Raw genomic sequence first — 11,718 nt, 5'->3', positions numbered from 1 at the left:
ACCACAACAGCGCAGCACGGCACCGCGCCGGGCCGGCGCCGCGGCATACAACGACACCATCGGAGACGGACCATGACATTCATCAGGAAGCTGGCGGCCGGCGCAATCGTCGCGGCGGCGGCGGTGCTGGCCACCGGCGCGCACGCGCAGCAAAAGCCGATCACGCTCGGGTTCTCGCAGGTCGGCGCGGAGAGCGCGTGGCGCACCGCGAACACCGTGTCGGTGAAGGGCGCCGCGAAGGACGCCGGCATCAACCTGAAATTCTCGGACGCGCAGCAAAAGCAGGAGAACCAGATCCGCGCGATCCGCTCGTTCATCGCGCAGAAGGTCGACGTGATCGCATTCTCGCCGGTCGTGGAGTCGGGCTGGGAGCCGGTGCTGACCGAAGCGAAGGCGGCGCATATTCCGGTGATCCTGACCGATCGCGGCGTCGACGTGAAGGATCCGTCGCTGTATGTGACGATGATCGGCTCCGACTTCCTCGAGGAAGGGCGGCGCGCCGGCCACTGGATGGAAGAGCGCTACAAGAGCGATCCCGGCCCGGTCAACATCGTCGAGCTGCAGGGCACGGTCGGCTCCGCGCCGGCCAACGATCGCCGCGCGGGCCTGCTGGAAGTGATCAAGAGCAATCCGAAGTTCAAGGTGATCGCGTCGCAAAGCGGCGACTTCACGCTCGCCGGCGGCAAGCAGGTGATGGAAGCGTTTGCGAAGACCTACGGCAAGCAGATCAACGTCGTCTATGCGCACAACGACGACATGGCGCTCGGCGCGATCCAGGCGATGGAGGAGGCCGGCATCAAGCCCGGCAAGGACGTGAGCGTCGTGTCGTTCGACGCGACCAAGGGCGGCTTCCAGGCGATGGTCGCCGGCAAGATCAACGTCGACGTCGAATGCAGTCCGCTGCTCGGCCCGCAGCTGATGACGGCGGTGAAGGACGTGGTCGCCAGCAAGCCGCTGCCGAAGCGCATCGTCACGAACGAGACGGTGTTCCCGATGAGCGTCGCGGCGCAGGTGCTGCCGACCCGCAAGTACTGAGCGCCCCCAAACCTGTCGCGTCGCGCCAGGCCCCCCGAGGGGGCAATCCCCCAAGGGGACGTCCTGCGGGGCGGAAAACTTGGCGCGGCCCGGCGTTTTCTTGAGAGTCCCGACGGACACGGACGGCGGCGCGGCTGCCGCCGTCCGTCCGGCAACTGCTTCGAAGCGAGGGCGATCCATGACGAATCCGCCGGTGGTCGAGATGATCGGCATCGACAAGGCGTTTCCGGGTGTCCACGCGCTGCAGCGCGTGGATTTCCGGCTGTTTCCGGGCGAGATCCATGCGCTGATGGGCCAGAACGGCGCCGGCAAGTCGACGCTGATCAACGTGCTGACCGGCGTGCATGCGCACGACGCGGGCGAGATTCGCGTCGGCGGCGCGCCGGTGAATTTCGCCGCGCCGCGCGAGGCCGAGGCGGCCGGGATCCAGACGCTGTACCAGGAGGTGAACCTGTGCGCGAACCTGTCGGTCGCCGAGAACATCTTCGCGGGCCGGCAGCCGATGCGGCGCGGCACGATCGACTGGAAGACGATCCATGCGCGGGCGCGCGACGCGCTCGCCGAACTCGACCTGTCGCTCGACGTCACGCGCTCGCTCGACGCCTATCCGATCGCGGTGCAGCAGATGGTCGCGATCGCGCGGGCCGTGTCGGTCGACGCGCGCGTGCTGATTCTCGACGAGCCGACGTCGAGCCTCGACGACGGCGAGGTCGCGCGGCTCTTCGACGTGCTGCGCCGGCTGAAGGCGTCGGGCATCGCAATCCTGTTCGTCACGCATTTTCTCGAACAGACCTATGCGGTGTCGGACCGGATCACGGTGATGCGCAACGGCGAGCGCGAAGGCGAGTATCTCGCGCGCGACCTGCCGGTCGACCTGCTGGTCGCGAAGATGACCGGGCGTGAGCCGATGTCCGGCACGCTGCAGGCCGGCGCGGCGGCCGTGCAGCACGATGGCGGCGCGGCCGCGCCGTTCCTGTCGATGCGGCAGGTCGGCCGGCGCGGGATGATGAGCCCGCTCGACCTCGACGTGCGGCCCGGCGAAATCGTCGGGCTGGCCGGGCTGCTCGGGTCGGGGCGCACGGAAACCGCGCGGCTCGCATTCGCGGCCGAGCGCACCGACACCGGCGCGATCGAGATCGACGGCGCGCGCAAGCGGCTCGCGTCGCCGCATGACGCGGTGCGCAACGGAATCGCGTATTGCCCGGAGGATCGCAAGAAGGAGGGGATCGTGGCCGCGCTGTCGATCCGCGAGAACATCGTCCTCGCACTGCAGGCGCGGCGCGGCTGGTGGCGGCTGATCGGCCGCGCGCGCCAGCGCGAGCTCGCCGACACGTACATCGCGCGGCTCGGCATCAAGGCGCGCGACGCGGAGCAGCCGATCGGGCTGCTGTCGGGCGGCAACCAGCAGAAGGTGCTGCTCGCGCGCTGGCTCGCGACGGAACCGAAGCTGCTGATTCTCGACGAGCCGACGCGCGGCATCGACGTCGCCGCGAAATTCGACATCATGGAGCGCGTGCTCGCGTTGTGCGCGCAGGGGCTCGCGATCCTGTTCATCTCGTCGGAGATCAGCGAAGTCGTGCGCGTGAGCCACCGGATCGCGGTGCTGCGCGACCGCCGCAAGGTCGCCGAGCTGAGCGGCGGCGACGCATCGGAGGAACACGTGTACCACCTGATCGCGGGAGGCCGGTCATGATGCGGCTTCGTACGTTGCTTCGTCATCCGCTCGTCTGGCCGGTGCTGACGCTTGCGCTGCTGTTCGCGCTCGACGTCGCGCATCGGCCGGGCTTCCTGTCGGTCTCGCTGCTCGACGGCCACCTGTTCGGCGCGCCGATCGACATCCTGAACCGCGCGGCGCCGCTCGTGATCGTGTCGCTCGGGATGACGCTCGTGATCGCGACACGCGGGATCGACATCTCGGTCGGCGCGATCGTCGCGATCGCCGGCGCCGCCGCGGCGATCGTGCTCGACGGCGATCCGTCGCGGCTCGGCACGGCGCTGGCCGCCGCGCTCGGCGTCGGCGTGCTCGCGGGCGCGTGGAACGGCGTGCTCGTCGCGTTCGTCGGGATGCAGCCGATCATCGCGACGCTGATTCTGATGGTCGCCGGACGCGGCATCGCGCAGTTGCTGACCGGCGGGCAGATCATCCCGATCGGCGCGCCCGGCTACCTGGCACTCGGCGGCGGCTATCTCGCGGCCGTGCCGTGCTCGGTCTGGATCGCGATCGCGACGATCGCGGCGACCGCGCTGCTGGTGAACCGCACGGCGCTAGGCCTGTTCATCCGCGCGATCGGCGTGAACCCGGTCGCGACGCGGCTCGTCGGGCTGCGCGCGGGGGCGGTCGTGTTCGGCGTGTATCTGTGCTCCGGCGTGATGTCGGCGCTGGCGGGCATCCTCGCCAGCTCCAACGTGCGCAGCGCCGACGGCAACAACGCGGGGCTGCTGCTCGAGCTCGACGCGATCCTCGCGGTGACGCTCGGCGGCACGTCGCTGCTCGGCGGCCGCTTCAGCCTCGCCGGCTCCGTGCTCGGCGCGCTGATCATCCAGACGCTCACCTACACGACCTATTCGATCGGCGTGCCGCCGGAGGCGACGCTCGTCGTGAAGGCGATCGTCGTGATCGTCGTGACGCTGATCCAGTCGGACGCGGCGCGCGCGGGCGTGGTCCGGCATGCGTCGCGGCTGCTGCCTTCCGCGCGTTCGCGCGCCACCACCGGAGCCACGCCCCGATGAACCGATTCCTCGCACGGCTCGCCGACCCGCGCACGCTGCCGATCGTCGTGACGATCGTGCTGTTCGCCGCGCTGTTCGGCTTCGGATCCGTGATGTACACGGGCTTCTTCTCGATGCAGGTGTTGACCGGGCTGCTGGTCGACAACGCGTTCCTGCTGATCGTCGCGATCGGGATGACGTTCGTGATCGTGTCGGGCGGCATCGACCTGTCGGTCGGCTCTGTCGTTGCGTTGACAACGATCTTCTGCGCGATCGGCGCCGAGCGGCTGCACTGGCCCGTCTGGGCGATCGTGCCGCTGGTGCTCGTGTTCGGTGCGCTGTACGGCGCGGCGATGGGTGCGCTGATTCATTATTTCCGGCTGCAGCCGTTCATCGTCACGCTGGCCGGGATGTTTCTCGCGCGCGGCGCGTGCTTCCTGATCACGACGCAGTCGATCACGATCAACGAGCCGACGTTCCATGCGCTCGCGGGCATCAGCGTGCCGGTCGGCGGCGGAACGCTGAGCGCGGGCGCGCTGATCGCGCTCGCGACGCTGGCCGCCGCGATCTACGTCGCGCATTTCACGCGCTTCGGCCGCAACGTGTATGCGATCGGCGGCAACGAGCGCTCGGCGCTGCTGATGGGGCTGCCGGTCGCGCGCACGAAGGTCGGCGTGTATGCGCTGAGCGGCTTCTGTTCGGCGCTCGGCGGCGTGGTGTTCACGCTGTACGTGCTGTCCGGCTACGGGCTGCAGGCGCAGGGGATGGAGCTCGACGCGATCGCCGCGACCGTGATCGGCGGCACGCTGCTCACGGGCGGCGTGGGTTACGTGATCGGGTCGGTGTTCGGCGTCGGCATCCTCGGCACGATCCAGGTGCTGATCACGTTCGACGGCACACTGAGTTCGTGGTGGACGCGGATCGTGATCGGCGCGCTGCTGTGCGTGTTCTGCCTGCTGCAGCGGGTCATCGAGCGGCATGCGGCGCGGCGGCGCACCGGCGGCACCGGGCTCGATCCGCAGCGCAGGAAGCGCGATGCCCCACAGGTGAGGCCGGCGGCGCCGGGTGACGACGCGGCGCTGGTGTCGACGATGCGGCGGTCGTAACGATCTTCGCGTCAGGCGCGATTGCCTGCGCACCGGCGATGGATTGCACGGACCGGTGTCGTTGGCTTCACGGAGGCCGGCGCTGAACAGGCGGCGCGTCGCCACGCTGCAAGGTGCGGCTGACCGGTCCGCGACGATGGCGGTGCGGCGGCCGTGCGCCGGTGGCGATCACGCAGGCCCTGCCAGATCCGGCTGCGCATCGAACGACACGTCGGCGATGCCCGTGCGTTTCAGCGATTCGGCCAGCCGCTCGATCGCGTGCAGATCGAGCGCGTCGAGACGCTCCCGCATCGTCTGCACGAACGCGGCATGGCGCGGCGCGTGCGCATGCTGGCCAAGCCATTCCTCGATATCGGTGAGGCGGCCTTCGCTGGCGAGCACGGCCAGCTCGTCGAGCGCACCCGGGGGCGGGCAGCGCATCGCGTGTGCGTCGCTTTCCGGTTCCTCTTGCTCGACCGGCTCGACCGGCCGGACGAGCGCCGACGCCGGGATCAGCGCATGCCCGATCGCCGGCGCGACGATCTGGAACGTGAACGACGTGCCGACGCCCGGCTGGCTCGACACGGCCAGTTCGCCGTGCATCGCGCCGACGATCCGCTGCGCGATGAACAGGCCGAGCCCGGTGCCGCCATTCACCGCCTGCACCTGCTGATAGGCACGGAAGATGTCGGTCGTCTTGTCGATATCGATCCCGATCCCGGTATCGGCGACCTCGAACACGATGCGCCACGCGTCGGCTTCCGGATACGCGCCGACCGACAGCGTGACGGTGCCGTCGCGCGTAAACTTCGACGCGTTCGACAGCAGGTTGAGCAGCACCTGCTGCAGCCGGATACCGTCGATCGACAGCTTGCGTGGCAGCGGCGTCAGCGGCCGGTAGTCGAACCGGTTGTCCTGTTGCGCGCACAGCGCGAGCGCATAGTCGCCGATGTCGTTCAGCAGGCCGGGCAGGTCGGTCGCGTCCGGCGAAATGCCGAGCGGCTGCAGCTCGGCCTTCGTGTACTGCAGCAACTCGTCGATCAGCGTGAGCTGGTAGCGGATGCTGCGGTCGATCGAGCGGATCAGCCGGGCCTGGCTGCGTGTCGCGCTTTGCAGCAGCAGCTTCGCGTAGCCGTTGATCGTCGACAGCGGCGCGCGCAGGTCGTGGCTCACGTAGCCGAGCGTCTCGATCTTCTGCTGCATGTGCGTCTTCACCTGGTGCAGCGCGTCGTTGAGCGCGACCGTGCGTTTGGCGACCTCGTCGCGCAGGCGATCCTGTTCGGTGAGCTGCCACTGCGCGAGCCGCTTGCGCGCCTCGGTGCGTTGACGCCCGACGTGGTCGATCCACGCGGCCAGCACCAGCAGGTGCGTGGCGAGCCCGATGATCGCGATGACGGGATTCGGATAGAGGTTGGACTTCAGCCAGAGCAGCCACGGCGGCACCGCGCCCATGCCGTCGAGCATGCGCATCAGGATGTTGAAGCTCGCGACCGCGATCGCGATCAGCATCACGCGCGCGGTCGGTGTCCTGCGGATCAGGAACGTCAGCGCGAGGCCGATGTTGACGACCCCCAGCACGGTGTTCAGCCGCAGGCAGAACCAGGTGAAGGTGAGCAGGTCGCCGAATGCCGCCCCGATGATGCCTGCGCATTCGAGGCCCAGTATCGTCAGGTAGACCGCGCGCAGCGGAATCCGGGCCTTCTCGCGGCGCGCGACCGCCAGGATGAAGACGATGAACAGCGCGACCGCGAGGTACGCGAAGATCACCTCGCCGCGCGCGGACCATTCGCGTGCGCCGGGCCACAGGATCAACGTCGTATAGCCGCGATACGTTGCCTCGAACAGCGTCGTGCACAACGCGATGCCGGCCAGCACGTGAAATACGCCGCTGCGCGAGAAGAAGCCGATCAGCAACGCGCACCACATGAGTGCCAGGAGGCCGCCGAAAAAGCCGAAGTCCCACATCGCGGCACGCATTTCCTCCGCCTCCCAGGCGTCACGGGTGAACGCGGCGGGTGCGAGCCGCATTTCCTTGCGCGACGTGACGCGAATCAGGATCGGCACTTGCTCGCCGGGACGCAGCATCCTGTCGAGCTCCGGATAGCGGGAATGCGCGCGGACGGTGCCGCCCGCGCCTGCGTCGGCCGGGAAGCGGGCGACGGGCGTCCACGTGCCGTCGCGGTTCGCATAAAAGTCCGCGCGGTCGACACGTGCGTCACGAAGCGCCAGCACCAGCGCGCGCTCGACGCTGTCGCGGTTGACCAGCGTCGCGCCGATCCACCACGCCGAGCGGGAAAACGCGATGTTGAACGACGATTGCGCTGCCGTGGCGGCGCGGCGTTGCGGCTGCGCGAGTCGCGCGGCGGCGTGGTCGACGGACATCGTCGTGCCCGGATCCTCGATGATCGACACCGCGTCCAGGTGCGCGGCGACATCCGCCGCTTCGGCCCGGTGCGCCGCGCAGGCGACCATCAGCGCCACCACGAGCAGCAGGAGGGCGTGCCAGCCCGACGCGCGGCGCCTACGCATCGCGCGGGTGATCATGCGACGCGGGCAGTGCGTCGATCGTCGGACGCTGGCGCCGCCAGTCGGATGGCGTGATGCCGAACCGTTCGCGAAACGCCGTCGCGAAATTGCCGGGCGTCGAGAAGCCGATTTCCTCGGCGATGTCGCCGATCCCCATCGACGTTTCCGCGAGAAAGTGCTTCGCGGCGCGCAGCCGCGTGTCGCGCAGGTATTCGAACACGGTCTGGCCGAGATGGTCGCGGAATATGCGCGACAGCCGCTTTTCGTGCGTGCCGACCTGCCGCGCCAGTTCGTCGAGCGTCGGCGGATTGCGCAATTCGCGCAGCAGGATGTCGCTTGCCGCGCGCACCAGCGCGGCGTCGGGATGGTCGGGTAGTTCAGGCAGGTGCGCGAACGGCTGGCCGCGCCGCGCACGCTTCAGGTGATTGCGGATTCGTGCGATCACCTCGGCCGGTTCGAACGGCTTCACGATGTAGTCCAGTGCGCCGGTTTCGAGCCCCGCGATGCGATCCCCGAGATCGCCGGCAGCGGTCAGGATGATGACCGGAATGTTTTGCGTCGACGGTGTCGATGCCAGCAGCCGGCATGCGGCGAAACCGTCCATGCGCGGCATCCGGACGTCCATCAGGATCAGGTCGGGCGCGATGGCCTGCGCGCGGTGATAGGCCTGCAGGCCGTCGAAGGCGACGCTGATCCTGCATCGCGCCGAACGCAGGATCTCCGTGAGGAGCCGAAGGTCGTTCGGGCGGTCGTCTACGACAAGAATATGCGCGCCAACGAGATCCGGCGTGGCGCGGAGCGACGCCGGACTGGACGAACGGGATGACATGGTTGCGAACGCGTAGGGGAGGTAGGCCGGGTCAGACTCGATGCATCTATGTGCACGATTGTTGCAAAAAATTATATGTCGACAATACGGCCGGCGGTGAGGATTCCGTGCGATCCGTGTGGGCATGTTTGACAGCGGCCGGAACCTGCGTGATAACCCGGCTGCGGGAAAAAATGGAGTGGGAAAAAGTGCCGAATCCGATGCGGGATATCGGTCGTTGTTTCCGTTTTTTAATTCGCGTAAATTGAATTGGCCCGAACGATGACTCGGCGCGAAATGTGTCGCGCGCGCGGCGAATTACGGTATGGAAAGAAATCATTGGTTCGGTTTCTCAGTGATTTAAGTTTTATTCATACCCGGTTAAAAAATTCTTCACATTCAAGTGCAATTCCCTGCCGGCTTGTATGAATGTAAATATCGTCCGGCCGGGAAAACAATTTGTCCGCCCGGGAAAAGGTTTGATCGGGAGAATCCCGGCACACTAGGCCCGAGGCGGATGGAATCGGTTCTTCATCAGAAGCGGCTTCCATGCGATATTTATTTGTCGCAGTGGCATGTTTGAGTGTTCAATATTCAATGTGACATTGAGTGCTGACAATCTCAAATTCCGGGATTCCGGTGCTGCGGCGAGGGTCGGCACGAGGGCGGTGCAAGCTTCTCATCCTTCGGATTGTTTGATATACGAGATGAATTGAAGGATGTGGAAGCTGATGAGAGTGTGACACAGCGGTCAGCAGGAAATAGTCAAAGAAAGTCAGTCAATTAATTAGATGTAGGGGTCATCCGGCCAATTGCCGGAGATTCCGGGAATCCGGAATCTCCGGTGCGTGCCTGGATGGAAAGGGGTGAGTCAGTTCGCGTCGGTCGCCGGGCAGTTCGATCCCCCGGGTGGCGGTTGCGCGGCGCGCGCTCTCGAATCGGCGGCACGAAAAAAACATGAACATGAAAAGCGTGGCAGATCAAAGCACCGGATCGCTCGAACCGGTGTCGGCTGTCAGCGTCCGCGATCCCGCGGCGCATGCTTCAGCTCCGGGGTGTGTGGGGCGTCATCCCCCTCCCGAATGAAACAGGACCGCCGGCCTGCGGGGCAGGCCGGCATGCGTCCATTCGGCGTCTGAACGACGCTTTCTCATGAAATTCGAAGTCGCCGCCGGGCCGGCGCGACGGCGCTCGCGTGCGTCTGTTACGCGTGTGTCGCGCATCGTGCCGTCACCTGGCCCGCGATGCCGGTTTCCATGATTCGATCCATCGCGATCGGTGCTGCGCGTCGTGCGTGACGGACACGCGCGGCGTGCGGTCGTGTGAGCGCGACCTGTGTCGCGAGTGTCGTGCAGGGCCGTTCGGAAGTTCAGTTAGGTCTACGAAGTGAGTAGCGGGGCGTCGTGGGACGGGCGTACACGGAGACAGTCTTCGCCAGACCGCGTTCGCTGTTGCGTCATCCAGCACATGAGAACCGAGGGAAAACAAGATGAACAAGTCGTTCAAGTCGATCTGGAACGAAGCACTGGGGGCCTGGGTTGCGGCATCCGAGCTCGATCGTGCGCGCGGCAAGCGCGTGGCGTCGTCGAGAAACGCGGGCGTGCTTGCCGCGCACGCGGGTGCCGCCACGCGCATCGCGCCGCCGGGGCTGTCGCCCCGGCGACTCGTCATGATGATGGCGGCCGCGTATCTCGGACTGTTTCAGGCGGGTGCGCACGCGCAGTATTCGGCGGGCGGCGGCTCCGCGACCGGCGGCGCCAGCTCGATCGCGATCGGCAACGGCTCGGTTGCCACGCAGGTGAATTCCACCGCGTTCGGCAACCTGTCCACCGCGACCGGCGTTTCAGCCACGGCGATCGGCCCGGGTGCGCACGCGATGGCCGATGGTGCGACGTCCATCGGCATCAACTCGCAGGCAACCGGCGTCAACAGCGTGGCAATGGGCGTGCAGGCGATCGGTTCAGGGGCTTACTCGGTTGCGCTCGGCAACCTGTCGAGCGCGACGCAAAGCGGCTCGGTGGCGCTCGGCAGTGGTGCGGCGGCGACCGGCGTGTCCGCGATCGGGCTCGGCAACAATGCGCTGGCTTCCGGTCAGTATGCGGCGGCGCTCGGTCTCGGGGCGAGCGCTTCCGGGGCCCAAAGCGTCTCTCTCGGCTATGCCTCCAATGCCATCAGTACGGGGGCCGTCGCGCTCGGCAACCAGTCGACCAGCTCGGGCGCGGCAGGCGTTGCCGTGGGCAGCGGCGCACTGGCTTCCGGCAATTCGGGTGTGGCAATGGGCGTGAACAGCGGTGCGAAGGGGACGTCGTCGATCGCCATCGGCTGGGGTGGCACGGCAGGCGTGCCCGGCTCGGGTACGGAATCGCTCGGCACCAGCTCGATCGCGCTGGGTTCGAACACGACGGCCGGCGCCGACAATGCGCAGGCGTACGGCCTGAATGCCAATGCATCGGGTCTCAGTTCGATCGCGATGGGCGTTCAGTCGACCGCGACGCAGCAGTTCGGTGTCGCGCTCGGGGATCTCGCGCTCGCGACAGGTATTTCGGGTACCGCACTCGGCGCCGGCGCGACTGCGTCGGCCATCAATGCGACGGCGATCGGTATCAACAGTGTTGCGGCGGCCGGCTCCACCGTGGCGATCGGGGCAAGCAATTCGGTCGCTGCTACCGCGGGTGCGGGCTCGATTGCCGGCGGCAACAACTCTCAGGTGCTGGGCGGCACCGGCGCGGTGGCACTCGGCGAAGGCCAGACCGTGAGCGGCAACGGCGCGGTCGCCATCGGCGACCCGAGCACCGCGATCGGCACCGGTGCGGTCACGCTGGGGTCGAACAACACCGCGAACGGCGACGGCGCGGTCGCGATCGGCAATTCGAACAATGCGCAGGGCACCGGCTCCCTCGCGCTCGGCAATACGTCGACCGCGGCAGCGGCGGGCGCGGTGGCGTTCGGCGCGTCGGCGGTGGCGACCCATGCCAACGACGTCGCGCTCGGGTCCGGTTCGGTGACGGCCGCGCCGAATCCGACCGCGACCGGGACGATCGGCGGCGTCACGTACAGCTTCAACGGCATCAATCCGACCAGCGTCGTCAGCGTCGGCGCGGTGGGCGCCGAGCGCCAGATCACCAACGTCGCGGCAGGGCGGATCAGTTCGACGAGCACGGATGCGATCAACGGCTCGCAACTCGATGCGACCAACCAGGCGGTGACTTCGCTGTCGACGTCGACGTTGTCCAGCATCACGTCGTTGTCCACTGGCGTTTCGTCGTTGTCGACGGGGTTGTCGTCGACCAATAGTGCGGTCACGTCGCTGTCGACTTCGACGTCGACGGGGATCAGCTCACTGTCGACCGGCTTGAGCTCGACGAACAGCGCGGTGACTTCGTTGTCGACGTCCACGTCGACGGGTTTGTCGTCGGCGAATAGTGCGATCACGTCGCTGTCGACTTCGACGTCGACGGGCATTAGTTCGCTGTCGACGGGCTTGAGCTCGACGAACAGCGCGGTGACTTCGTTGTCGACGTCCACGTCGACGGGTTTGTCGTCGGCGAATAGTGC

The 11,718-nt window shown here is 67.2% G+C and carries 7 protein-coding genes; 5 read left to right on the top strand and 2 right to left on the bottom strand.

Annotated elements, in window-relative coordinates; genetic code table 11:
• Positions 1 to 72 precede the first annotated feature (72 nt).
• The 4 genes from DIE21_RS32450 (at position 73) to yjfF (ending at position 4,850) form a co-directional block, all read left to right on the top strand.
• A complete protein-coding gene (locus DIE21_RS32450; protein ID WP_124501509.1) occupies positions 73 to 1,035 on the top strand; it encodes an ABC transporter substrate-binding protein in 963 nt (320 codons plus the stop codon).
• A 178-nt stretch (positions 1,036 to 1,213) separates the two neighbouring features.
• Complete coding sequence (locus DIE21_RS32445; RefSeq protein ID WP_124501508.1) at positions 1,214 to 2,728, top strand: sugar ABC transporter ATP-binding protein; 1,515 nt, start codon at positions 1,214 to 1,216, stop codon at positions 2,726 to 2,728.
• A complete protein-coding gene (locus DIE21_RS32440) occupies positions 2,725 to 3,765 on the top strand; it encodes an ABC transporter permease (protein WP_124501507.1) in 1,041 nt (346 codons plus the stop codon). Before DIE21_RS32445 ends, DIE21_RS32440 begins: the two co-directional genes overlap by 4 nt.
• Positions 3,762 to 4,850 (top strand): galactofuranose ABC transporter, permease protein YjfF, encoded by a 1,089-nt coding sequence (gene yjfF, locus DIE21_RS32435; protein WP_124501506.1) that lies wholly within the window; start codon positions 3,762 to 3,764, stop codon positions 4,848 to 4,850. Before DIE21_RS32440 ends, yjfF begins: the two co-directional genes overlap by 4 nt.
• A 168-nt stretch (positions 4,851 to 5,018) precedes the next feature.
• Here the strand turns inward: yjfF and DIE21_RS32430 are convergent, their stop codons facing one another.
• Both DIE21_RS32430 and DIE21_RS32425 read right to left on the bottom strand, forming a co-directional pair.
• Positions 5,019 to 7,358 (bottom strand): sensor histidine kinase, encoded by a 2,340-nt coding sequence (locus DIE21_RS32430; RefSeq protein ID WP_124501505.1) that lies wholly within the window; start codon positions 7,356 to 7,358, stop codon positions 5,019 to 5,021.
• Positions 7,351 to 8,184, bottom strand: coding sequence for a response regulator (locus tag DIE21_RS32425; RefSeq protein WP_124501543.1), 834 nt, complete (start codon positions 8,182 to 8,184; stop codon positions 7,351 to 7,353). Before DIE21_RS32425 ends, DIE21_RS32430 begins: the two co-directional genes overlap by 8 nt.
• Positions 8,185 to 9,652: 1,468 nt before the next feature.
• On the opposite strand from DIE21_RS32425, the gene DIE21_RS32415 reads away from it, so the two are divergent.
• The coding region (locus DIE21_RS32415) for an ESPR-type extended signal peptide-containing protein (RefSeq protein WP_260432571.1) at positions 9,653 to 11,718 on the top strand (2,066 nt) is incomplete at its 3' end.

Origin of the sequence: Burkholderia sp. Bp9140, from assembly GCF_003853425.1 — a bacterium.
Taxonomy (GTDB): domain Bacteria; phylum Pseudomonadota; class Gammaproteobacteria; order Burkholderiales; family Burkholderiaceae; genus Burkholderia.
The sequence above is the reverse complement of the archived record's forward strand: the minus strand, read 5'-3'. Positions and strand labels throughout refer to the sequence as shown.

Bases quoted from the DNA above. Each gene is read 5' to 3' on its own strand.
- DIE21_RS32445 (WP_124501508.1), top strand. From the start codon at position 1,214: ATGACGAATCCGCCGGTGGTCGAGATGATCGGCATCGACAAGGCGTTT.
- DIE21_RS32450 (WP_124501509.1), top strand. From the start codon at position 73: ATGACATTCATCAGGAAGCTGGCGGCCGGCGCAATCGTCGCGGCGGCG.
- yjfF (WP_124501506.1), top strand. From the start codon at position 3,762: ATGAACCGATTCCTCGCACGGCTCGCCGACCCGCGCACGCTGCCGATC.
- DIE21_RS32425 (WP_124501543.1), bottom strand. From the start codon at position 8,184: ATGTCATCCCGTTCGTCCAGTCCGGCGTCGCTCCGCGCCACGCCGGAT.
- DIE21_RS32440 (WP_124501507.1), top strand. From the start codon at position 2,725: ATGATGCGGCTTCGTACGTTGCTTCGTCATCCGCTCGTCTGGCCGGTG.
- DIE21_RS32430 (WP_124501505.1), bottom strand. From the start codon at position 7,358: ATGCGTAGGCGCCGCGCGTCGGGCTGGCACGCCCTCCTGCTGCTCGTG.